We start from the raw sequence: 21,862 nt of genomic DNA, 5'->3' as shown, positions 1-21,862 counted from the left end.
GTCAATCTCCTTGGATCGTGGTAGGACCGTGAGAAGACACCGCCTCAAGGTCGATGCCATACCTTTATCTAGCACGGGTGCCTGACGGACTAGAAATCAAAAACCCTGCTCATAGCCTTATAGCAGGGGAAAAAGGGGGTGAATTCGGTGGGCTGGGTCACAACCGGGGCACCACCCCACAGCCGTGGGCGATGTCCTTCTACCCGCCCCGGGTATGCGGTGCAGGCGGTGAATTCCCTGGTGGCGCCTGCTGAACCGACGAGGGGAGGCGATGTCGCCGGCCCGGGGTGGGGCACAGGGGTGACGGCGGTCGAAGGGTGATGTTTGAAGATTTGATGAAGTTTTCCCCGCCGGGCACTGAGCGAGGGTGGTATTCCCCTTGGCCGGAGTGATACTGGGGTCTATGGCTGACCGCACACCGACCACCGCCACGCCCCCGGGGCGGGTGCTGGTCGTCGATGATGAACAACCTTTGGCTCAGATGGTGGCCTTCTACCTCATCCGGGCCGGCTTCGATACCCGCCAGGCGCACACCGGCACCCAGGCCGTGGACGAGGCCCGTCGCTTCTCCCCCGATGTTGTGGTGCTGGATCTGGGGCTGCCCGAACTCGACGGCCTGGAGGTGTGCCGACGGATCCGCACCTTCTCGGACTGCTACATCCTCATGCTCACCGCGCGTGGCAGCGAGGACGACAAGATCAGCGGTTTGACCCTGGGGGCGGATGACTACATCACCAAACCTTTTAGCATCCGGGAACTGGTGACCCGGGTGCATGCGGTGCTGCGCCGCCCGCGCACCAGCACCACCCCACCGCAGGTGACCACCCCCTTGATCGTTGGTGACCTCATCCTTGACCCCGTCGCCCATCAGGTGCGGGTGGGGGAGACGACCGTGGAGCTCACCCGCACGGAGTTCGAGCTGCTGGTTGCCCTGGCCCTGCGCCCCGGCCAAGTGCTGACCCGCCACGACCTGGTCACCGAGGTCTGGGACACCACCTGGGTCGGTGATGAACGCATCGTCGATGTCCACATCGGCAACTTGCGTCGCAAGCTCGGCACCGACACCCGGGGCCGGGGGTTTATCGACACCGTGCGTGGCGTGGGCTACCGGGTGGGGCAGCCATGAATCACGGACCCGGCCTGACCTTCCGCTTCCTGGCCGCCCAGGTGTTGGTCGTGGTGATTAGCCTGCTGGTGGCCGCGACCGTGGCCACGATGGTGGGCCCGACCCTGTTCCATGATCATATGTTGATGACCGGCCAGGAGAACCCCTCGCTGGAGCTGTTCCATGCCGAGCAGGCCTACGGGGATGCCAACCTGATCACCCTGGCCGTCGCCCTGCCCGCCGCCTTGATCAGCGCCCTGCTGGCCAGCCTGTGGTTATCGCGTCGCCTGCGCACCCCCCTGCAGGATCTCACCCGCGCCGCTACCAGCCTGACGGCCGGCAACTATCGTATCCGTGTGCCCGCCGGAGAAGCAGGCCCCGAAGTCACCACCCTGGCGCATGCCTTCAACACCATGGCCGACCGGCTGGAACACACCGAACAGGTCCGCCGCCAGATGCTCTCTGATCTGGCCCACGAAATGGGCACCCCCTTATCGGTGCTCACGGTCTACCTCGATGGTCTCCAGGACGGGGCCGTGGACTGGAATAATGCCACCCACACGATCATGGCTGACCAACTCACCCGCCTGACCCGGTTGATGGAAGACATCGACGATGTCTCCCGGGCCCAGGAACACCGGATCGATTTGGACCTGGCGGAGGAAAGGCTCGGGGATCTGCTCCATACCGCCGCTGCTGCCGCGGGGGAAGCTTATGCTGACAAAGGCGTCGATTTACAGGTCGAGACCATTACAGACACCGCCCGGGTGCTCGTGGACCGGCAACGCTTCGGCCAGGTGATGAGTAATCTCCTGTCGAACGCGCTACGGCACACCCCGGCCGGCGGGCAGGTCCGGATCAGCGTCCACCGACAGGGGGCGTCCACCGCGCTCATCCACGTCGCCGATGACGGCGAGGGCATCCCACCTGGCCAGATCGGACACATCTTCGAACGCTTCTACCGGGGGGATGCCGCCCGCAGCCGGGACGACGGCGGGGCCGGTATCGGTCTGACCATCTCCAAGGCATTGGTCGAGGCCCACGGCGGCACTCTCACCGCCACCTCCCCCGGACCCGGTCGCGGAGCGGTGTTTGCCCTCCGCCTCCCGCTGTCCCCTCCCGACAGTGAGGAGGCTGCTCGGTGACCGCACCCTGCCCCGCGTGAGGGCCGTGCCCTCCACCCCTTGAAAATATACCCCCGAGGGGTATATACTAGCGAGCGTTATCGCATCCCACCGACCCATAGGAGCTTTCCCATGATCACCTCCCCGCCCAACCTCTTGCCGATGGCCTCCCACGGCTGCAGCTGTTGCGGACCTGCCTCACGTGCCGACACCGCCTCCATCCCTGCCGCCAGCGACTCGTCAACAGGAGGATCCTCCCCTAGCTACCAGGTCACCGGCCTGACCTGCGGGCACTGCGCGAAAAGCGTGACCCAGGCCCTTCAGGCCCTCCCCCAGGTCGACGACGTCCAGATTGATCTCGCTGCTGGTGGTGTTTCCACCGTCACGGTCACCGGTGCCGTACCTCCGGAGATGGTTCGCCGGGCCATCGAAGAGGCCGGCTACACCGTCTTATCCTGATCAGTTTTACCCATCATCTCGACCCCGACCGGGTTGAGCGGAAGGAACGTCATGAACACTCCCCACCATTCCGGTGATCACCATGGTGATCACCCCGCTCCGGAAACAGACCACACCCACCACCCGGATCATGCCAGCCACGAACACCACGCAGATGCCGACACCCACGGCCAGGCGATGCCCCACGATCACCCGCACTCCGCCCTGGACGAAGACCACCACGTTCATAGTCACGGCGAACACGCCGGACACAGCACCGCAATGTTTCGGGAACGCTTCTGGTGGTCGCTGATTCTGTCCATTCCCGTCGTTATTTTCAGCCCCATGGTCGCCCAGCTGCTCGGCTACCACCTCCCGGCATTCCCCGGATCCACCTGGATCCCCCCGGTGCTGGGCACGATCATCTTCGTCTACGGCGGAACGCCTTTCCTCAAGGGCGGATGGAACGAACTGAAATCCCGCCAACCCGGGATGATGCTCCTGATCGCCATGGCCATCACCGTGGCGTTTGTCGCCTCCTGGGTCACCACTCTGGGGCTGGGCGGTTTTGACCTGGACTTCTGGTGGGAGCTGGCCCTGCTGGTGACCATCATGCTGCTGGGCCACTGGCTGGAGATGCGTGCTCTCGGGGCCGCGTCCTCCGCGCTTGACGCGCTGGCTGCCCTGCTGCCGGATGAGGCCGAGAAAGTCATCGACGGGACCACCCGCACCGTGGCCATCTCCGAGCTGGTCGTCGACGACGTCGTGCTGGTGAGGGCCGGTGCCCGGGTGCCGGCCGACGGAACCATCCTCGACGGAGCCGCCGAATTCGATGAGGCGATGATCACCGGCGAATCCCGTCCCGTCTTCCGCGACACCGGTGACAAGGTGGTCGCCGGTACTGTGGCCACCGACAACACCGTCCGTATCCGGGTGGAGGCTACCGGCGGGGACACCGCCCTGGCCGGGATCCAACGCTTGGTTGTCGACGCCCAGGAGTCCTCCTCCCGGGCCCAGGCCCTGGCGGATCGGGCGGCGGCGTTGTTGTTCTGGTTCGCGCTGATCTCCGCTCTGATCACCGCGGTGGTGTGGACCATCATCGGCAGCCCGGACGATGCCGTGGCGCGCACTGTCACGGTGCTGGTCATCGCCTGCCCGCACGCCCTGGGCCTGGCGATTCCGCTGGTCATTGCGATCTCCACCGAGCGGGCCGCGAAATCCGGGGTGCTCATCAAGGACCGGATGGCGCTCGAGCGGATGCGCACCATCGACGTGATGCTCTTCGACAAAACCGGCACCCTGACCGAGGGGGCGCACGCGGTCACCGGTGTCGCGGCAACTGTCGGCGTCACCGAGGGCGAGCTGCTGGCCCTGGCCGCCGCCGCGGAGGCCGACAGCGAGCACCCCGTGGCCCGCGCCATCGTGGCGGCCGCGGCCGCCCATCCTGAGGCCTCCCGTCGGCAAATCCGTGCAACTGGTTTCAGCGCCGCCTCCGGCCGGGGGGTCCGGGCCACTGTCGATGGCGCTGAGATCCTCGTGGGCGGGCCGAACATGCTGCGCGAGCTCAACCTCACCACCCCGGCCGAGCTCACCGACACCACCAGCGCCTGGACCGGGCGTGGGGCCGGTGTGCTCCATATTGTCCGCGACGGTCAGATCATCGGTGCGGTGGCCGTCGAGGACAAGATCCGCCCCGAATCCCACGCCGCCGTGAAAGCCCTGCAGGACCGCGGAGTGAAGGTCGCGATGATCACCGGTGACGCGCAGCAGGTGGCCCAGGCGGTTGGCCAGGACCTGGGGATCGATGAGGTCTTCGCCGAGGTCCTGCCCCAGGACAAGGACACCAAGGTCACCCAGTTACAGGAGCGTGGCCTGAGCGTGGCCATGGTCGGTGACGGTGTCAACGACGCCCCCGCTCTGACCCGCGCGGAGGTCGGTATCGCCATCGGGGCCGGCACGGATGTGGCCATGGAATCCGCCGGAGTGGTCCTGGCCAGTGATGACCCGCGGGCAGTGCTGTCGATGATTGAGCTCTCGCAGGCCAGCTACCGCAAGATGATCCAGAACCTCATCTGGGCCTCTGGCTACAACATCCTCGCCGTGCCGCTGGCCGCCGGCGTGCTCGCCCCGATCGGGTTGGTGCTGTCCCCGGCCGTGGGCGCGATCTTGATGTCTGCCTCGACCATCGTGGTCGCCCTGAACGCCCAGCTTTTGCGCCGCATTGATCTGGATCCGGCTCACCTGGCTCCGACCGACGGGAAGGAGGAGAAGGCTGCTGTGAGCTCTGCAGCCCCCGTCCGCTGACTTTCAATCCTTCATCGACTCCCCCATACACAACCTCCGAAAGGGAACCCCCATGAAGCGCACCATCACCATCGCCGCTCTCGCCTTGACCTCCACCCTGGTTTTGTCCGCCTGCGCAGATAACACTGAGGGAGAAAACACCGACACCACGACCATCGCCACTACGTCCGCCCCCGACACCACCGAAACGACCGGGGCCACCACGGATCCTGAGACAGAGACGGGGGCGGCCGGAGAGGTCTCCGCCGATCACAACGACGCGGACATCATGTTCGCGCAGATGATGATCCCGCATCACCAACAGGCCGTGGAGATGAGTGAAATCCTCCTGGACAAGGACGATATCCCCGCCAAGGTCCTGGAGTTCGCCCAGGGTGTTATCGATGCCCAGGGCCCGGAGATCGACCGGATGAACGCCATGCTCGAGACCTGGGAAGAAGATCCGGTCACCGGTGATATGGGTGAGATGGACCATGGCGGGATGAGTGGAATGATGAGCGAGGAGGACATGACAGCCCTCGAGGACGCCCAGGGCACCGAGGCTGCCCGGCTCTACCTTGAGCGGATGACCGCCCACCATGAGGGCGCGGTCGACATGGCCCGCGATGAGGTCACTGATGGCCAGAACCCGCAGGCCATCGCTCTGGCTGAGCAGGTCATTGAAGATCAGGAGGCCGAGATCGCCCAGATGCAGCAGATGCTCAACGAGCTCTGAACAAGGACATTCCCCGACCACCCCAGATGAGAAACACGACCATACGGCCATCGGGCCAAACCAGGATTTCCAGGAAGGACAATCAGCATGCCGAATAAAATCAAGGTTGTAGTAAACGGGTACGGTGTCATCGGTAAACGTGTAGCCGACGCGGTGAGAGCCCAGGAGGACATGGAACTCCTCGGGGTCAGCGACGTCACCACCGATTACCGGGTCGCCACCGCCATCACGCAGGGCATCCCGGTCTATGCCTCCACCGAAGAAGCCCACCAAGAGATGAGCGCTGCCGGATATCCCATCGCCGGGAAACTACCGGACCTGCTCGACAACGCGGATGTCGTGGTGGACTGCACCCCGTCCACCATCGGGGCCGGCAACCTCGACCTTTATCGCACCCATGGAGTCAAGTCCGTGTTCCAGGGCGGGGAGAAGCACAGTCTCACCGGCCACTCCTTCGTTGCCCACGCCAACTACAGTTCCACGCTTGGACGCGACACCACCCGCGTGGTCTCCTGCAACACCACCGGCACTGTCCGCACCCTTATCGCACTCCAGGACGCTGGATTGCTGTCCAAAGCGCGGGGGGTGCTTGTCCGCCGGGCCACCGATCCGTGGGAATCCGACCACTCGGGGATCATGAACACCATAGTTCCCGAAGGTCGTATTCCCAGCCATCAAGGCCCAGACGCCCAGTCGGTGGTCCCCGACCTGGATGTGGTGACCATGGCGGCCAAGGGAGCGCACACCCACAACCACCTGCATTTTTGGACCATCGAGCTAACCCGCCCGGCAGGCACAGAAGAGGTTCTCGAAGCGTTGAAGGCAGTGCCGCGGATCGCATTCGTGCGGCGCTCCGATGGAATCGTGGCGGTCAACAGCACCGTCGAATTGATGCGAGATCTAGGCCGGCCACGGGGCGATATGTATGAGGTCGCCATCTGGGAAGATATCCTGACCGTGCAGGGCAATGAGTTGTTCTGGACGTACACGGTCGACAACCAGGCCATCGTCGTCCCCGAGAACATCGACGCAATCCGTGCCCTGGCTGGCACCGTGAAAGACGGTGATGAGTCCATCCAGCGCACCGACCGTGCCCTGGGGGTGCGCGCGGACTTTTTCTCACCTCTGCCCAACGGCTGATTCCAGCAGGAGACACCCACGGCGGTGCCCGACCCAGATCGCTCATGTCCGGGTCGGGCACCGCTGTGTAAGCAGTTGATCAGGCGCACCGCGCCTTCTCGGAAGGCGCAGTCAGGTGCGTGAGGCTTCCGCGATAGTGCCGATTGTTTCATCCAGGACAGCGTCGAATTCGCGGTCGTCCTGGGTGACGGTGAGCCCTTCGGTCAGGGCGCGGGAGAAACTGGCGACTATTCCGGGGTTGCGTGCCAGGCGAGCGTTAGCTTCCGCGCGGGAGTAGCCGCCTGATAGTGCCAGCACCCGGATCACCCGCCGATGTTCCACGAGCTCGCGGTAGAAATCATCAGTTTCGGGAAGCGTCAGTTTGAGGATGACCGCCTGGTCCTCCTTCAGCTGGTCGAGCTCTTTGCGCAGGGTCACCCGGAGCTGGTCTTCTACCTCGATCTTCCGGGGGCTGTGGATGTCGACCTCAGGCTCGACAATGGGTACCAGCCCGAACCGGAGGATCTGCTGAGCAATCGCGAACTGCTGCGCAACGACAGCGTCCACCCCCTCCCCGGGAAGCCTGATGAACGAGCGCATTTTGGTGCCGAACATGTGCTTGCTTACCGCACGCTCGAGCAGGTTGTCCAGATCAGGAGGTGCTGTTGCAAAGGTGGGGCAGTAGGAAGAGCGACGCGAAATAATCACAGCCATGGGTATCTTCTCCGGTCGTCATTTTCCCCGTGACATCATTCTGTGGGCAGTGCGGTGGTACTGCCGCTACGGGGTGAGCTACCGCGATCTGGAGGAAATGATGACCGAGCGGGGCGTGCCGGTCGATCACACCACGATCTACCGCTGGGTCCAAAAATACGCCCCTGAGCTGGACAAGCAAACACGGTGGTACCGGCAGGTACCTGACTGGCAGGCCAGTTCCTGGCGGGTGGATGAGACCTTTATCCGGGTCGGGGGAAAGTGGTGTTATTTCTATCGGGCGATCACCGCCGGTGGCCAGACCCTGGACTTTTACCTCTCTCCGAAGCGGAACGTGGCCGCAGCGAAGCGTTTCCTGGCCAAGGCCCTCAGATCCAATGCGTCAGCCGGGTATCCCAGAGTGATCAACACCGATAAAGCACCCTCACTAGCCAGGGCAATCGCCGAGTTGAAGTCAGAGGGAATCTGCCCGCCAACAGTGGAACACCGGCAGGTGAAATACCTCAACAACATCCTGGAAGGCGACCATGGTCGGCTGAAGCGGATCCTCGGGCCGAAAGGCGCGTTTAAGAACCGGACATCTGCATATCGGACGTTGAAAGGGATGGAGGCGATGCACTCATTGCGGAAAGGGCAAGGCACGATGTTTGCTTACGGGCAACCGAACCCGGACGCGGTGATCGTCAACCGGGTCGTCGAGACGGCCTGAGAACGCCCACACGCAGCGGCCATCAGGGAATGAGAAACTGAGTTTTTGCGGCTCTCCCCCCAACTTTGCAACAGCACCGGTTGATGTTGCAGGTGGGGATGTGGTCGAGGTTGTTCAGTGGCGCGATCTTTTCGACCAGCAGCACCACAGTGGCCATCAACCCGATCATGCCGCCGCCAGCAGCAGGACTCCCAGCCTTCAGCCGGCAACAGGGGCGGTCAGAGTGGCCTGGCCGCCGTTCTCGACGGGGTGTGGTGGTCGGGTCCCGGCCTGTCACCGGGCGAAACGGGCGATAGCGTCGGTGACTTCCTGGAACTTCGCGTCGGCCTCCTCTCCTCCTAACTGGGCGGCTTCACGGACGCAGTGTTTCATGTGGTCATCGAGTAGTCCCAGGGCAACGCTGCGTAGGGCAGCATTGACCGCGGAGATCTGGGTAAGGATGTCGATGCAGTACTGTTCCTCGTCGACCATGCTGTGCAGGCCCCGGGCCTGGCCCTCGATGCGCTTGAGGCGGGCGAGATAGCGATCCTTGTCGTTGATGTAGCCATGGGTGGTGTGACAGGTGTCGGCCCTACCCGAGGAGGAAACGGCCTGACCAGGGGTGCGAGTATCCACAATGGTCTCCTTGCTGAAAAAAGGGGGCAGGTATGTCCTGAGTCAGTTGCGGGTAGATCAGGATGGAAAGCCCGAGGGTATGGAATGAGGCGTGAGGACCTCATGGTCCCCACGCCCTGTGGCATTATTCGGATAAGTAGTCGGCAGATTGTCGGCCCGGAGGGGCCTGCCGGGTGGGCCGGGGGAGAGGTCAGGAGCAGGTACTTGGGGACGGAGGTCTGAGTGTTATTGTAGGGACACAGCCGCAGGAGGAGGACACGGGGTTCCTTATCGCTAGAAAAGGATGCGGATTAGGCGGTGACAGGCTGCCGCACGGAGGGGCGAGCGGGCTGCGGTGAGGAACTGATGTTGTCGTGGGAGAGCTTGAATCTACGCAGCGTGAGGGAGTGGGAGACCACGAACACCGAGGAGAAGCCCATCGCAATGCCCGCCAACCCCGGGTTGAGGAAACCGATCGCGGCGACGGGGATCAGCACGACGTTGTAGGCGAACGCCCAGAACAGGTTGCCCTTGATGGTGCCCAGCGTGCGACGTGACAGACGGATGGCATCGCCCGCGGAGCGCAGGTCGTTGTTCATTAAGGTGATATCGGAGGCCTCGATGGCCACATCCGTGCCCGCCCCCATGGCCAGACCCAGATCGGCCTGGGCCAGGGCGGCCGCGTCATTGACGCCGTCGCCGACCATGGCGACCTTCTTGCCCTCATGTTGCAGCTTCTCGATGACCGCGACCTTGTCCTGCGGCATGACCTCGGCACTCACGTTGGCCGCATCGATGCCCACCTCTTGGGCGACGGCGGCCGCGGCCTTCGCGTTATCGCCGGTGAGCAGGTACGGACTCAACCCCAGCCTGCGGAACTGAGCGACCGCTTCCGCTGAGGAGTCCTTGATGGCATCGCGCACCACGACCACACCGGCGGGCTGGTCATCGACGTAGACGGCCACCGGGGTTGCACCCTGCGACTGTGCGTGGTCGAAGGCGGTGGTGAGGTCACGGGGCAGCTGGCCGGCGGGACGGCCGACGGTGACGACGTGACCCTTGACGGTGGCCGTGACGCCCCGGCCGGCGGTGCTGTCGAAGTCGGTGGCCTCCTGGATGTTCTCGGAGCGCTCGGCCTCGGTGACAATCGCCTTGGCGATGGGGTGCTCGGAGCCTGCTTCGACGGCCGCCGACAAGGCGAGGACCTCGTTGTTGGTGTAGCCGTCGGCGGCGTGGACACCGGTGACCGACATGACCCCGGAGGTGACGGTGCCGGTCTTGTCCATGACGATGGTGTCGACCTGGCGGGTGGATTCGAGGACCTCCGGGCCCTTGATCAACAAGCCCAGCTGCGCGCCCCGGGAGGTGCCCACCAGCAGGGCGGTCGGGGTGGCCAGTCCCAGGGCGCATGGGCAAGCGATGATCAGCACCGCGACTGCGGCGGAAAAGGCCCAGTTCGCCCCGCTGCCGAGGGCGAGGTGGACGATCAGGGTGATGATGGAGACGACAATGACCGTCGGGACGAAGACCGAGGAAATCTTATCCACCAGGCGCTGGACCGGGGCTTTTTTCGCCTGGGCGTCAGTGACCAGCTTGGCCATCTGGGACAGCGTGGTCTCCGAACCTGTGCGGGTGACTTCGACCAGCAGTCGACCGGAGGTGTTGATCGTCGCGCCCGTGACCGGGGTGCCGGGGGCGGCCTCGACGGGAACGGACTCGCCGGTCAGCATCGACTCATCGATGGCCGAGGTGCCCTCGATGACACGACCGTCGGTGGCGATCTTCTCACCCGGGCGGACGACGAAGACGTCACCGACTGTCAGCTGGGAGACCGGGACGCGGACTTCCTCACCGTCGCGGATCACCGCGGCGTCTTTCGCACCCATGTCCAGCAGGGACTTCAGCGCCGCAGAGGACTGGCCCTTGGCGCGGACCTCAAACCACCGGCCAAGCAACAGGAAGGTGATGACTACGGCGATGGTCTCGAGGTAGATGTGGTCCATGCCGTCATGGCGGGGCAGCAGGCTCATCTCCATGACCATGCCGGGGTGCCCGGCGTTGCCGAAAAACAAGGCCCACAGTGACCACAGATACGCAGCGGTAGTGCCCAGAGACACGAGCGTGTCCATCGTGGTCGAGCGGTGACGCAGGTTGGTTAAGGTCGCCCGGTGGAACGGGGCGCCACCGTAGAAGTAGATCAGGGTGGACATGACGAGCAGGGCCCACTGCCAATTGATGAACTGCAGGGACGGGATCATCGAGATCGCGACCACCGGAACGGAGAGGATCGTCGACCCGATCAGACGCGACTTCAGGTCTGTGGCCTCGGCCTCGCGGGCCTGTTCGTGGCGGTCACCGACCACCTCGGTGTACTCCTCCGGGCCGCTGTCCACGGCGGAGGCGTGTTGATCCCCCATGGTGAACGCGTCGTACCCGGCACCCCGCACGGTTTCGATCAGCCGATCGGCGTCGACTTTGGTGGGGTCGTAACTGACGGAGGCGGATTCGGTGGCGAAGTTGACGGTGGCCTCCACGCCATCGAGCTTGTTGAGCTTGCGCTCCACCCGCCCTGAGCACGACGTACAGGTCATGCCGGTGACGCCCAGATCGACCTGGAGTAGGTCAACCGACGGCTGAGTCTGAATCATCAGTAATCAGTCCTTCAGCAAACAGTGGTGAGGTGCATCTCCGAGGTCCCAAAAGGCCCGCCCACAGATGCACCGTCGGGGATATCGAACCGGCATGGCTGGGCCTGATGGGCATATCCAGCAGGGTTGGCCCGGCCGTGTCTACCCGAGGCGGGGACCGGGCCCAGGGATTAGGGCTTGACGGTGTAGCCGGCTGTCGTGACAGCGGCGACAACATCGTCGTCGGTGAAGTTTTCACCCGTGACGGTTACTTGCCCGGTATCCACGGTGGCCTCCACCATGGTCACACCGGCGACCTCGCCGATCTCCTCCTCCACGGAGGACTTGCAGTGTCCGCAGGTCATGCCTTCGATGATGTACTTCTTTGTTACGGCGCTCATCAGATGATCCTTTCCTTGATGTCCTGAGAGGCAGGGGTGGAGATGCCCCAACAACCTTCAACATATACCCATGGGGGGTATCAGTCAAGGAAATGTCTGCCCCTAAGCGTCCCGTTCGGCGGGCAGGACTTCTGGAACGGCCGCGATCGTTGCTGCACTTCTTGTACAAAATGTACGTTAAAGGGTATGGGCATCACGGTCACCCTCAGTCAGTTCCGCAGCGAACAAAGCCACTATCTTGATGCCGCCCAACGTGAACCGGTCACCATCCTCAGTCGCGGGCCCCGCCGCCGGGCGGTGGTGGTCTCCCCGGATTTCTACGACCGGGCGGTTCAGGCGCTGGAGGATGGCGAGGATATCCGTGCCGCAGCGGCTGCCCGCTAGGAGGCGGGCGGTGTCTCCCACGAGGAGTTCACGTCCGACCTCGAACTGGACTGACCTGCCTGTCCATACCTGTGCCGCGGTATTTGATCATCGATAAGCTTTCAGCTGCGACAGCCCTTCGCACGCTGGCCCGGCAATGGCAGCAGTGATTGCCACCGCCATCGACGCCCTGGCCCACGTTCCGCCGTCTCGGCGGAGTGGAAAAGTTGCGGGGCGGCGACGGGGAGTGCTGTAGCTGGGTAGTCCACGGCCGTCAATGACGGTGAGCTGATCAGCGTCTCGGCTCCAAGGAAGACAGGCACTCATACTCGCATCGTTGAGTGGGATGAGGCCGGTCCCTGGCGTTCCTGCGCATGACGCATGACTGCCGAACCTGAACAAATAAGGAATGGACAGCTGAGGCACGCTGCATAAGGCTGCTAGCGGGGCCTTTTTTCGTTGCCCGTATCGGGTCAGACCCCGCGGCTTGTACACCGCCAGCACCGTAGCCACCAGCAATACTAATGCTGCCACGGAGTGGAGGGCCGGGGAGAAATTCCGCACGGCCTCCAGCCCCACGCCCGGGTCTGCCGCCACCCTGGCAAGATACTCGAAGGTCTGCATGTACAGCACCAACACACCTGTCGCCACCACGGTGAGCCCCAGCTTGAACACCACCCAGTAGTGTCGGAACAATCCCCACGTCGTCCCCAGGGATTGAAGGACTCCGGTCACCAGCGAGGCCACCGCCAGGGAAACGAGCGCCCACCACGCCACCTGCTCCATCACCCGATACGTCCCCCGGACCGCCATCTCATCCGCGCTCACTATCCCCATGACCGCCATCGCGATAAAGGCGAGCACCATCCCGAGCCAGCCGACCGAGCAGACCACATGTGCCACCAGCGCGGCCTTGCGTATTCGTGGGGTCATCACTCGCGCCATTAGAGGCGCTCCTGGACCAGGAAGGCCCCCTCGGCCGGCATCCCCAACCCATGGCGACTGGGCCCATGGTTGCCGTCTCCAAACACCAGTACCAGCACGACCGAGTCATGCGCCTGAAAGCTTCGCGGTCATCCGGAGGAAAACACCGCACGATCACCACCTCGCAGACCAAGGGGCATCTCGCCCTCGTGGCTGTAGCCGCCGGCACGGTCTCATCCGCCGGTGTCGGTGGCGCCACGGCCGCCACCTTGCAAGCCCCGGCCGAGGTCGAGGCTCCGGTCTCCCCGGAGGCTGCCACCGTCGAGGTGGATTTGGCCACCAACGACACGGCCCTGTCCTCGAGTGGGACGCAGGCCGCACCGCAGATTCTCGCGATCTCCGAATTCAAGCCGGTCGCCAACATCGACGAGCAGCTGGACAAGGCCATCCAGTACAACGCCGAGCGGGCCGAGAACGAGCGCGTTGCCCGCGCGCCCTCGGTGGTCAAGCCCGCTGAAGGCACCTTCACCTCCGGTTCTGGCGTGCGCTAAGGAACCCTCCACGCGGGTATCGACATCGCCAACGTCGTGGGTACCCCGATCCTCGCGGCGATGGGCGGCACTGTCATCGACTCCGGCCCGGCCTCCGGTTTCGGGCAGTGGATCCGCATCCAGCACGATGATGGCTCGATTGCCGTCTACGGTCATATGGAGACTCTCGACGTGACCGTTGGGGAACGCGTCACCGCTGGTCAGAGGATCGTTGGCATGGGCAACCGGGGATTTTCCACCGGCTCTCACCTGCACTTCGAGCTTTACCCGACTGGCAGCGGGGTGGTCGACCCGTTGCCCTGGTTCGCCGAGCACGGCGTCACCTTCTAACCTTCCCGCACTCACCAGGACCGGCCCCGACACAGGAACCGGCGGCAGTGACTGGGCGTGAGGCACCCGCCTCAGACCACAGAGACGCTTCTCACTCATCGCCGACACAGCCCCGACTTGATAGCTTCTCCAGGCAGGGCAGACCGGGGCACAGGGGAGGCAGTCCGTGCTCGTCATATATGGGGGCGGCGAGCGTCCCGCCAACGAGGAGCAGGTGCAGTAATCCACGTTTAGTGGGATACTTCCGTAACCTGCCTTCTCCTGCGCCAGCTGACGAGGCCGGTAACGGCAGGCCATGCAAGAGCCAGCATCGCGAGAACCAACAGGGGCGTATCCCCCATGCGCGCATACGGCGTCAAACCAGTATGAAGGGGAACGGTTGCCGTCAGCAGTTCGTTCGTGCCCAGGCCACTGAGTTGTGAGACTGTGCCGTCGGGCTGGATAACTGCGGAGTATCCGGTGGGGGCAGCCTGGAGAACTGTGCGGCCAAACTCGCGGGCACGCATCCGGGATGCGGCCACTTCAATTGCAGGTACTTCCTCGGTCACAAAAGACGCGGCGTTGGTCGGTGCGAGGAGTAGCTGCCCACCATCGCGAACGGCATCGGCGACCCGGTCGGCGAAGAAGACCTCATAAGAAATAACGATCCCCAATCGTGGTGTCCCGCTGGGATCGAGCACCGCTGGTCCCTCTCCGGCAATGGCGTCGCGGGGGATGAACCGTGCGTCCTCGCTGAGTCGTTCAATCAAATTGCGCATAGGGATGTACTCGCCGAACGGCACACGATGATGCTTCTCATAGCGTCCTAACCGGGTCCCGTCCGGTCCCCACACTATGGATGCGTTCCGGAAATGTTGATCCTCGGATTCGGTAATTCCGACGACGATGTTCGTGTCGAGTTGCCTGGCCAGTTCAGCGAAAGCTGCATCAACGCGCGTCCCGTCGATTGAGCCGTCGATATTGACGACGTTTTCGGGCAGCAGAACCAGATCAGGGTCCCCGGTGATATCTTCGGCAGCCTGTAGGTGCCGGCGGGTCGTATCAAACGGATCGGTATTGATCGCGCGAAGCCCGCGGGGGCCTCCACCCTGCACGAGCACGACGTCAAGGCTACCTTCTGCCGTATCATCTACGATCGTTGGCGCGAACGCCGGTACCGCGAGTACCACGACCACTGCGACCACGGATGCTGCACGGGCTCGTCTCGGCCCGAAGATGACAGCGGTAACAACGGCCCCCGCAACTGCGGCCAACGCGGTCACGAGGAGAGTCCCACCCAGGGGCGCTGCCGCCATGAAAGGACCATCGGTCTGGCTGTATCCGAAAGCGGACAGCGGGAAACCGCCGAACGGGAACCGGTGCTGCACAGCCTCGAATAACACCAGGGCAGCAGGGGTGAGCAGCCACCAGCCCGACCAGCGGCTGCGAAAAGCCGCCTCGTTAGGCGATACCGCGGCAACCAGCATTAACAGTAGCGCCTGAACGGCAACAACAGCAGCGTATCCGGCAGTGTTGAAGTCGGTGAGCCAGCGCAGAGCAAGAGCGTAGTGCGCCACCCCGCCCAACCCACCGAGCCACAAACGGTTACGTAGTGGTTGACCTGCCAAACCCAGTATGAACATAGTCACGCCCACCGGGAACAGCACCCACCAACCGCGTGGCGGCAGCGCCAGCCACCAGACCACCGCAGCTCCCATCATGAGCGCGGTGGGACCGGCCAATCTGCGCCAGTTATCGCCGGCTATCCCCCGGGAAAGACGTGAGACTGTCACGTCTGCTGCAGTACTAGCCTTCATGTCCGGCGCACCGTCGGCTCACCGAGCGCAGTGGGGGTGGGAGTGGGGCGAAGGGAGGGACCTGGTGCCGAGGCAGCGGGTCCAGGGTCGCTGGTGCAGGCGGCCACGGCGCCGGTGCCGGCGAGGACGAGCCCGCCGAGCAGCAACTGTCGTCGGGAAAACGCGTTTGTCATGATTTACCTTCCTTGGTGCAAGATTTCAGTGATGCGGGAGACAGGCGCAGGTGAGGATCCTGCTGAGTCATCACGTCAGGTGCAGGTTTGTGACACAGGTGGCACCGTCGTCGGTGGTGGAAAACTCGGTGGTGCCGGTACGCCCCTGGTAGCTGACCTCAATCAGGCCGGTGGCATCATCGGGAAGCCAGAAGCCAATAAATCCGTTGTCGAAGGTGGTTGTTGCCTCGTCCACCAGCACCTCACCGGTCGCCTCATCGGTGATCGTGACGTGGATATCCTCATTGTCGAGTTCCCCCAGGCAGGTCGTGAGGCTGTGGTAGAAGCAGTCGTGGGTGGAGGTGAGATAGGGTGCGATCGAGACATACGTCTGATTGTCGGGAAGATCGACCACGACTTCCTGGTCTTCGCTGGAGAGCAGCAGTTCATTGGCACGCACGGAGGCGATCAGATCCGTGGGACGCTCAGTGACCTTCTGCCGGTCGAGGTGATCAATGATCTCCACCGCGTCCATGGCGGCCAGGCCATGGGTAGTCAGGAATGTGTCCTGGGACTCCGTCCCGTCGGCGGTGGGTTCCGGGTCGGCGGCCGAACACCCCGTGAGGGCGAGGGCGGAGGCTGCGATCGCTGCTCGTTTCACGTCAATCTCCTTGGATCGTGGTAGGACCGTGAGAAGACACCGCCTCAAGGTCGATGCCATACCTTTATCTAGCACGGGTGCCTGACGGACTAGAAATCAAAAACCCTGCTCATAGCCTTATAGCAGGGGAAAAAGGGGGTGAATTCGGTGGGCTGGGTCACAACCGGGGCACCACCCCACAGCCGTGGGCGATGTCCTTCTACCCGCCCCGGGTATGCGGTGCAGGCGGTGAATTCCCTGGTGGCGCCTGCTGAACCGACGAGGGGAGGCGATGTCGCCGGCCCGGGGTGGGGCACAGGGGTGACGGCGGTCGAAGGGTGATGTTTGAAGATTTGATGAAGTTTTCCCCGCCGGGCACTGAGCGAGGGTGGTATTCCCCTTGGCCGGAGTGATACTGGGGTCTTTTCGTTTTCGTGATTACGAAACGCCCTGTAAATACCTGCCGTGACCTGCAACGATGTGGTTTGGTATTCTTGCGTATTTTTACGAAACCGCGCAGCAGACACCCCACCGTGCCCTCACTGTGCCGTCACCGGAACCCTTCTTGTGCGAATCTCTCCAGTAGCCCTGCAACATGAAAAATATGTAATTTGACGCGCATCTTTCCGTGTCCTGTTGCATCCTGAGTTGCTAGATATTCTGGGAGCGATAGCGCCATGACCGCATCCTGCGGTACTTCTCTGGATTTACTTACTGTCTATAGCGGAAAGGTTTCCTTGCGCCGACACGCCGTGGAGTTCAAGTTCAACGTGTAGTTATGCTTCGGGGCTGCCCACGCAAAACTCGTTGCCTTCCGGATCCTGCATAACGGTCCAAGCGAGTCCCGGTGCCTCATGACTGCCGAGTTCAGTGGCGCCCAACGTCTTGAGGCGCTCTACTAGGGCTTCGCGTTCAGGGCCGCCACCGTCGATATGCACGCGGTTTTTACCGGGAGTGGGGTCGGCAACGCGTTGAAAACCTAGTGCCGGGGTGGAGCCGACCATGACGAAGTCTCCGTAGTCGGCGACGATCTCGCACCCTGTCGCGGAGGACCAGAATTCGGCGAGCTGGGAGGGGTCGTTACAGTCGAAGGTTATCTGGGGGATAGCGAAAGTTGAGTCACGCATAGTCCGCACCGTACCCGTGCCCGCACTCCACGTCTCGCTTCGCGTTCTCCAAGGATTCACGTGATGCCTGAGCCGTGGATCGCCGCCTTTCGTTCTCCCCTCAGGCACCTGAGATGCGGACACGGCTTTTCGGCTGTTGAGGTTCTTCGAAATGAGCCTTTTAGGAGCGGTATTACGGCAGCTGGGGTCGGCGCCTCGTCGATTTCAGCTCCGAGCGCCGCTTCTTCGCTTCGAGACGGCGCCGCACCGAGCCGCGCGACGGCTTCGTCTTGCGTCGCGGGGGAGGTGGCGGGGCGAGCGCCTCGCGCAACACGGCAGCCATGCGTTCTCGCGCCTCGGCGCGGTTGCGAACCTGCGAGCGCTGCGTCGACGCGCTCACGGTGAGCACCGTGCCATCCAGGCGGTGCTCGAGGTTGCGCAGGGCGCGGCGGCGCTGGGCATCGGAAAGCGATGCGCATTCCGCGATGTCGATGGACAGCTGCACCTTGCTGTCGGTGGTGTTGACGCCCTGGCCGCCCGGGCCCGACGCTTTCGCGAACCGCTCCGTGAGATCCGCGGCGGCGACGACGAGGCCGCCGGGGATGCCCGGGCCGGGTGCGATGGTCAGGTCCTGCATGCCTAACACCCTACGATCACCCTGGGGCCGAGGACGAGGCGGCTGAGTCGGTGATGTTGGTTGTTAATCGCAATAAATTTCGCCGCGATGGCCTATCGAAAGCGCCGCGATTGTGATCGTGCCTTCATCGATGAGGGCGAGGATCCGGCACGAGCCGACGCGATATCTCCACTCGCCGGAACGATTTGCGGAGAGCCCTTTCCCAAATGCCCGCGGGTTGGTGCAGCCGTCTAAATTTTCTTTGATCCAGGTGGCGATGAGCCGGGCGTCGAAGCGGTCGATCTTCTTCAGCTGCTTCCGTGCGCGGGACGTAAATTCGACAGTGTAGTGACGCGATGGTGCCATCATCCGGGGGTGCTACGTATCGAGATCGGCGAGAATGTCTTCCAGGCTGTACCGCTCGCCGGTGTCGTGCGCGATGGCGTCTCGAAGCTCCTGCAGATCATGCGCATCTTCAATCTTTTCCAAGATCGCATTGCGGGCGAAATCGGAAAGAGTTACGCCTTCGAAGCGAGCGTACTTACGCACGAGCTCTGCGTCGTTGTCATCCATCCGAATCGTCATCGTAGCCATGTTTACCCCTTTAATCAGTGTGAATACACTGTATTCGGCGGGTGCTCGATGTGCAATAGGTGAGGCGGAGCCCGTCGCAAAGCACCTGCGCCTAGCGCCGCGGCAGCACGACCTCTGGGTACTTGCGCACGTAGCCGACCGCGATGACGACGAGCGCCGCGAACGCGCCGATCACGGTCTCCGCGGTGCGGGCGAGCAGCATCGGCCAGACGGGGGAGGCCTCGACCGTTTGCACCATCAGCAAGGCGGTCGGGGTGATGAAGCTTGCGGCGTCTTTAGCGGAAAGGTTTCTTTGCGCCGACACGTCGTCGAGTTCAAATTTAACGTGTAGTGACTTCAACCCCACATGGTATATCTGATTGACTACTCGCTGAGCGCTCCCAGCGGCGCCAAGTCGCGAGAGAAACCCCAGCTTTTCGAGCCGTTTCCTCTTGGCTAATCAAGCAAACTACGGTACTGCCTACGCGCCTTCATTGAGTGGATGATGGCTTCAGTACCGTCATCCCAGAGAAGAACGACAATCTCCAGCAACCGCATAGAGGAATCAAATCCGAGCCGAAGTTCACGCTGCGGGTGATCCTCGTCGAGTGGCGCTTTATATACACATCCCGAAGTGGCTGCAGTGAGCGAGGATTCCGGTTCGATACCGTGCTTTTCAGCGCTACGGCGTACCTCGATCTCAAATGGCATTTTTTAGAGCCTTGCGGATTGCCTGCGATCGCGACAACCCGTGTGAGGCGGCATACTGGTCGAGATGAAGGACTTCGCTAGGGGAGAGGCGGATGGAAACAACTTGCGCGGCTTCCTCATCCCGTGGTTTCCGCCCGCGTTTCCGTAGCATCTCCACGTCGTAGCCTTCTTCGGCTTCGGCTACCCATGCCTCAATCTGCTCTTCACTAATCGGCTTGCCGTTTATCGTCTTCATGCAAGATATCGTAATACGGAATTGCAGTCGATACTGTGGCCTAAAGGTGGCCGAACACTTAAAACCGGTTGAATTCAAGTTCAACATTTAACGCGATGCGTTATTGACGCTTCGCGTTATGGGGGATAGGGTGAAGCATGATTCAGTCGTTCGGGAATCGACAAACAGAACTGGTGTTTCAGCGTGAGCCGGTTCCGAAATTGGATCCTCGGATCCACAAGTCGGCGAACAAGAAACTCCACCAGCTCGATGCGGCAGTCTCTCTTGACCCCCTCGGTGTGCCGCCTGGGAACCGCCTAGAGGCGCTCAAGGGCGACAGGAAAGGGACTTTTAGCATCCGGGTCAATGACCAGTGGAGAATCACTTTTCGCTGGACGAGCGCGGGGCCCGAGCAAGTGACCATCGAGGACTACCACTAAGGAACGCCATGTCGGAGAAGCTTTACCCGCCGATTCATCCTGGAGAGATTCTTCTCGAGGATTTCATTGAGGGATTTGAAATCACTCAGCACAAGCTTGCCGTATCGATCGGGGTGCCCCCACGTCGTATCAACGAGATCGTGCACGGGAAATGCGGAATTACAGCTGACACCGCGCTCCGGCTCGGAAAATACTTTGGCGTCGAGCCTATGTTCTGGATGAATCTGCAGAACCAGTATGAGATTGAGGTGGCGGAGGACAAGGCCCTCGCTGAGATCGAGCGGATTCAGCCGGTCCAAGCTGCCTCGGCGTAGGCCGCACCTAGGGTATTTGGGGTCGGCGCCTCGTCGATTTCAGCTCCGAGCGCCGCTTCTTCGCTTCGAGACGGCGCCGCACCGAGCCGCGCGACGGCTTCGTCTTGCGTCGCGGGGGAGGTGGCGGGGCGAGCGCCTCGCGCAACACGGCAGCCATGCGTTCTCGCGCCTCGGCGCGGTTGCGAACCTGCGAGCGCTGCGTCGACGCGCTCACGGTGAGCACCGTGCCATCCAGGCGGTGCTCGAGGTTGCGCAGGGCGCGGCGGCGCTGGGCATCGGAAAGCGATGCGCATTCCGCGATGTCGATGGACAGCTGCACCTTGCTGTCGGTGGTGTTGACGCCCTGGCCGCCCGGGCCCGACGCTTTCGCGAACCGCTCCGTGAGATCCGCGGCGGCGACGACGAGGCCGCCGGGGATGCCCGGGCCGGGTGCGATGGTCAGGTCCTGCATGCCTAACACCCTACGATCACCCTGGGGCCGAGGACGAGGCGGCTGAGTCGGTGATGTTGGTTGTTAATCGCAATAAATTTCGCCGCGATGGCCTATCGAAAGCGCCGCGATTGTGATCGTGCCTTCATCGATGAGGGCGAGGATCCGGCACGAGCCGACGCGATATCTCCACTCGCCGGAACGATTTGCGGAGAGCCCTTTCCCAAATGCCCGCGGGTTGGTGCAGCCGTCTAAATTTTCTTTGATCCAGGTGGCGATGAGCCGGGCGTCGAAGCGGTCGATCTTCTTCAGCTGCTTCCGTGCGCGGGACGTAAATTCGACAGTGTAGTGACGCGATGGTGCCATCATCCGGGGGTGCTACGTATCGAGATCGGCGAGAATGTCTTCCAGGCTGTACCGCTCGCCGGTGTCGTGCGCGATGGCGTCTCGAAGCTCCTGCAGATCATGCGCATCTTCAATCTTTTCCAAGATCGCATTGCGGGCGAAATCGGAAAGAGTTACGCCTTCGAAGCGAGCGTACTTACGCACGAGCTCTGCGTCGTTGTCATCCATCCGAATCGTCATCGTAGCCATGTTTACCCCTTTAATCAGTGTGAATACACTGTATTCGGCGGGTGCTCGATGTGCAATAGGTGAGGCGGAGCCCGTCGCAAAGCACCTGCGCCTAGCGCCGCGGCAGCACGACCTCTGGGTACTTGCGCACGTAGCCGACCGCGATGACGACGAGCGCCGCGAACGCGCCGATCACGGTCTCCGCGGTGCGGGCGAGCAGCATCGGCCAGACGGGGGAGGCCTCGACCGTCTGCACCATCAGCAAGGCGGTCGGGGTGA

General features: G+C 62.8%; 28 protein-coding genes and 3 pseudogenes. 11 read left to right on the top strand and 20 right to left on the bottom strand.

The genetic code is table 11. From position 1 onward, the window contains the following. Positions 1 to 403 precede the first annotated feature (403 nt). The 3 genes from QYR03_RS04145 (at position 404) to QYR03_RS04135 (ending at position 2,688) form a co-directional block, all read left to right on the top strand. The gene (locus QYR03_RS04145) at positions 404 to 1,126 is read left to right on the top strand and encodes a response regulator transcription factor (RefSeq protein ID WP_301712979.1); all 723 of its coding nucleotides are present in this window, start codon (positions 404 to 406) and stop codon (positions 1,124 to 1,126) included. Further along, complete coding sequence (locus tag QYR03_RS04140; protein ID WP_301712980.1) at positions 1,123 to 2,250, top strand: cell wall metabolism sensor histidine kinase WalK; 1,128 nt, start codon at positions 1,123 to 1,125, stop codon at positions 2,248 to 2,250. Before QYR03_RS04145 ends, QYR03_RS04140 begins: the two co-directional genes overlap by 4 nt. A 111-nt stretch (positions 2,251 to 2,361) precedes the next feature. Next, complete coding sequence (locus QYR03_RS04135) at positions 2,362 to 2,688, top strand: heavy-metal-associated domain-containing protein (protein WP_301712981.1); 327 nt, start codon at positions 2,362 to 2,364, stop codon at positions 2,686 to 2,688. 6 nt (positions 2,689 to 2,694) lie between these two features. Here the strand turns inward: QYR03_RS04135 and QYR03_RS04130 are convergent, their stop codons facing one another. Further along, positions 2,695 to 2,940 carry a hypothetical protein gene (locus QYR03_RS04130; RefSeq protein ID WP_301712982.1) on the bottom strand — a complete coding sequence of 82 codons (246 nt, stop codon included), beginning with the start codon at positions 2,938 to 2,940 and terminating at the stop codon, positions 2,695 to 2,697. On the opposite strand from QYR03_RS04130, the gene QYR03_RS04125 reads away from it, so the two are divergent. The 3 genes from QYR03_RS04125 (at position 2,866) to QYR03_RS04115 (ending at position 6,826) form a co-directional block, all read left to right on the top strand. Continuing rightward, positions 2,866 to 4,971 carry a copper-translocating P-type ATPase gene (locus QYR03_RS04125; protein WP_301712983.1) on the top strand — a complete coding sequence of 702 codons (2,106 nt, stop codon included), beginning with the start codon at positions 2,866 to 2,868 and terminating at the stop codon, positions 4,969 to 4,971. The two genes, QYR03_RS04130 and QYR03_RS04125, sit on opposite strands and share 75 nt — an antisense overlap. 52 nt (positions 4,972 to 5,023) lie before the next feature. Beyond that, positions 5,024 to 5,686 carry a DUF305 domain-containing protein gene (locus QYR03_RS04120; RefSeq protein WP_301712984.1) on the top strand — a complete coding sequence of 221 codons (663 nt, stop codon included), beginning with the start codon at positions 5,024 to 5,026 and terminating at the stop codon, positions 5,684 to 5,686. A gap of 87 nt (positions 5,687 to 5,773) precedes the next feature. Then, positions 5,774 to 6,826, top strand: a complete 1,053-nt coding sequence (locus QYR03_RS04115) for a type II glyceraldehyde-3-phosphate dehydrogenase (protein ID WP_259799003.1) — start codon at positions 5,774 to 5,776, stop codon at positions 6,824 to 6,826. 111 nt (positions 6,827 to 6,937) lie between these two features. On the opposite strand, the pseudogene QYR03_RS04110 reads toward QYR03_RS04115, so the two are convergent. Beyond that, a pseudogene (locus QYR03_RS04110) lies at positions 6,938 to 7,462 on the bottom strand (class I fructose-bisphosphate aldolase); the annotation flags it as partial. 55 nt (positions 7,463 to 7,517) lie between these two features. On the opposite strand from QYR03_RS04110, the gene QYR03_RS04105 reads away from it, so the two are divergent. Then, a complete protein-coding gene (locus QYR03_RS04105) occupies positions 7,518 to 8,228 on the top strand; it encodes an IS6 family transposase (protein WP_301712985.1) in 711 nt (236 codons plus the stop codon). A gap of 273 nt (positions 8,229 to 8,501) precedes the next feature. Here the strand turns inward: QYR03_RS04105 and QYR03_RS04100 are convergent, their stop codons facing one another. The 3 genes from QYR03_RS04100 to QYR03_RS04090 form a co-directional block, all read right to left on the bottom strand. After that, the gene (locus QYR03_RS04100; protein WP_301712986.1) at positions 8,502 to 8,843 is read right to left on the bottom strand and encodes a metal-sensitive transcriptional regulator; all 342 of its coding nucleotides are present in this window, start codon (positions 8,841 to 8,843) and stop codon (positions 8,502 to 8,504) included. A 290-nt stretch (positions 8,844 to 9,133) separates the two neighbouring features. Next, on the bottom strand, positions 9,134 to 11,470 hold the full coding sequence (locus QYR03_RS04095; protein ID WP_301712987.1) for a cation-translocating P-type ATPase: 2,337 nt from the start codon (positions 11,468 to 11,470) through the stop codon (positions 9,134 to 9,136). A gap of 170 nt (positions 11,471 to 11,640) precedes the next feature. Next, on the bottom strand, positions 11,641 to 11,850 hold the full coding sequence (locus QYR03_RS04090) for a heavy-metal-associated domain-containing protein (RefSeq protein WP_034997583.1): 210 nt from the start codon (positions 11,848 to 11,850) through the stop codon (positions 11,641 to 11,643). Positions 11,851 to 12,036: 186 nt separating this feature from the next. Here QYR03_RS04090 and QYR03_RS04085 point away from each other — a divergent pair, with 186 nt between their 5' ends. Further along, positions 12,037 to 12,234: a type II toxin-antitoxin system prevent-host-death family antitoxin gene (locus QYR03_RS04085; protein ID WP_301712988.1), complete on the top strand. Its 198-nt coding sequence runs from the start codon at positions 12,037 to 12,039 to the stop codon at positions 12,232 to 12,234. An 87-nt stretch (positions 12,235 to 12,321) separates the two neighbouring features. On the opposite strand, the gene QYR03_RS04080 is transcribed toward QYR03_RS04085, so the two are convergent. After that, positions 12,322 to 13,158, bottom strand: a complete 837-nt coding sequence (locus QYR03_RS04080; protein ID WP_301712989.1) for a hypothetical protein — start codon at positions 13,156 to 13,158, stop codon at positions 12,322 to 12,324. A 107-nt stretch (positions 13,159 to 13,265) separates the two neighbouring features. Here QYR03_RS04080 and QYR03_RS04075 point away from each other — a divergent pair. Beyond that, positions 13,266 to 14,018 (top strand): annotated as a pseudogene (locus QYR03_RS04075) (M23 family metallopeptidase). 230 nt (positions 14,019 to 14,248) lie between these two features. On the opposite strand, the gene lnt reads toward QYR03_RS04075, so the two are convergent. The 10 genes and pseudogenes from lnt to QYR03_RS04025 form a co-directional block, all read right to left on the bottom strand. After that, positions 14,249 to 15,814, bottom strand: a complete 1,566-nt coding sequence (gene lnt / locus QYR03_RS04070) for an apolipoprotein N-acyltransferase (protein ID WP_301978880.1) — start codon at positions 15,812 to 15,814, stop codon at positions 14,249 to 14,251. Continuing rightward, positions 15,814 to 15,987, bottom strand: a pseudogene (locus QYR03_RS04065) (multicopper oxidase family protein); the annotation flags it as partial. The gene lnt and the pseudogene QYR03_RS04065, both read right to left, overlap by 1 nt. 70 nt (positions 15,988 to 16,057) lie before the next feature. Next, entirely contained in the window at positions 16,058 to 16,627 is a 570-nt protein-coding gene (locus QYR03_RS04060) for a CueP family metal-binding protein (protein ID WP_301712991.1), read from the bottom strand. Between the two features lie 755 nt (positions 16,628 to 17,382). Then, complete coding sequence (locus tag QYR03_RS04055; protein ID WP_301712992.1) at positions 17,383 to 17,733, bottom strand: VOC family protein; 351 nt, start codon at positions 17,731 to 17,733, stop codon at positions 17,383 to 17,385. A gap of 172 nt (positions 17,734 to 17,905) precedes the next feature. After that, positions 17,906 to 18,349 (bottom strand): alternative ribosome rescue aminoacyl-tRNA hydrolase ArfB, encoded by a 444-nt coding sequence (gene arfB / locus QYR03_RS04050; protein WP_301713052.1) that lies wholly within the window; start codon positions 18,347 to 18,349, stop codon positions 17,906 to 17,908. A gap of 63 nt (positions 18,350 to 18,412) precedes the next feature. Beyond that, on the bottom strand, positions 18,413 to 18,697 hold the full coding sequence (locus QYR03_RS04045; protein ID WP_301712993.1) for a type II toxin-antitoxin system RelE/ParE family toxin: 285 nt from the start codon (positions 18,695 to 18,697) through the stop codon (positions 18,413 to 18,415). Between the two features lie 9 nt (positions 18,698 to 18,706). Next, positions 18,707 to 18,913 carry a type II toxin-antitoxin system RelB family antitoxin gene (gene relB / locus QYR03_RS04040; protein WP_301978876.1) on the bottom strand — a complete coding sequence of 69 codons (207 nt, stop codon included), beginning with the start codon at positions 18,911 to 18,913 and terminating at the stop codon, positions 18,707 to 18,709. A gap of 100 nt (positions 18,914 to 19,013) precedes the next feature. Further along, positions 19,014 to 19,226, bottom strand: coding sequence for a hypothetical protein (locus tag QYR03_RS04035; RefSeq protein WP_301712995.1), 213 nt, complete (start codon positions 19,224 to 19,226; stop codon positions 19,014 to 19,016). Between the two features lie 131 nt (positions 19,227 to 19,357). Then, a complete protein-coding gene (locus QYR03_RS04030) occupies positions 19,358 to 19,612 on the bottom strand; it encodes a hypothetical protein (protein ID WP_301712996.1) in 255 nt (84 codons plus the stop codon). Further along, complete coding sequence (locus tag QYR03_RS04025; protein WP_301712997.1) at positions 19,602 to 19,847, bottom strand: ribbon-helix-helix protein, CopG family; 246 nt, start codon at positions 19,845 to 19,847, stop codon at positions 19,602 to 19,604. Before QYR03_RS04025 ends, QYR03_RS04030 begins: the two co-directional genes overlap by 11 nt. A 137-nt stretch (positions 19,848 to 19,984) precedes the next feature. On the opposite strand from QYR03_RS04025, the gene QYR03_RS04020 reads away from it, so the two are divergent. Both QYR03_RS04020 and QYR03_RS04015 read left to right on the top strand, forming a co-directional pair. Then, positions 19,985 to 20,266, top strand: coding sequence for a type II toxin-antitoxin system RelE/ParE family toxin (locus QYR03_RS04020; protein WP_301712998.1), 282 nt, complete (start codon positions 19,985 to 19,987; stop codon positions 20,264 to 20,266). A gap of 8 nt (positions 20,267 to 20,274) precedes the next feature. Continuing rightward, positions 20,275 to 20,580, top strand: a complete 306-nt coding sequence (locus QYR03_RS04015; RefSeq protein ID WP_301712999.1) for a HigA family addiction module antitoxin — start codon at positions 20,275 to 20,277, stop codon at positions 20,578 to 20,580. Positions 20,581 to 20,587: 7 nt separating this feature from the next. On the opposite strand, the gene arfB (QYR03_RS04010) is transcribed toward QYR03_RS04015, so the two are convergent. The 4 genes from arfB (QYR03_RS04010) to QYR03_RS03995 form a co-directional block, all read right to left on the bottom strand. Further along, complete coding sequence (gene arfB, locus QYR03_RS04010) at positions 20,588 to 21,031, bottom strand: alternative ribosome rescue aminoacyl-tRNA hydrolase ArfB (protein WP_301713053.1); 444 nt, start codon at positions 21,029 to 21,031, stop codon at positions 20,588 to 20,590. Between the two features lie 63 nt (positions 21,032 to 21,094). Beyond that, positions 21,095 to 21,379 carry a type II toxin-antitoxin system RelE/ParE family toxin gene (locus tag QYR03_RS04005; RefSeq protein ID WP_301712993.1) on the bottom strand — a complete coding sequence of 95 codons (285 nt, stop codon included), beginning with the start codon at positions 21,377 to 21,379 and terminating at the stop codon, positions 21,095 to 21,097. A 9-nt stretch (positions 21,380 to 21,388) separates the two neighbouring features. After that, a complete protein-coding gene (gene relB / locus QYR03_RS04000; RefSeq protein WP_301978876.1) occupies positions 21,389 to 21,595 on the bottom strand; it encodes a type II toxin-antitoxin system RelB family antitoxin in 207 nt (68 codons plus the stop codon). Between the two features lie 100 nt (positions 21,596 to 21,695). Further along, on the bottom strand, positions 21,696 to 21,842 hold the full coding sequence (locus tag QYR03_RS03995; protein ID WP_301713000.1) for a hypothetical protein: 147 nt from the start codon (positions 21,840 to 21,842) through the stop codon (positions 21,696 to 21,698). Positions 21,843 to 21,862: the final 20 nt, after the last annotated feature.

This window comes from Corynebacterium sp. P4-C1, from assembly GCF_030503595.1.
GTDB lineage: Bacteria > Actinomycetota > Actinomycetes > Mycobacteriales > Mycobacteriaceae > Corynebacterium.
Note: the sequence above shows the minus strand (reverse complement) of the source record. Positions and strands in the feature narration are given on the sequence as shown.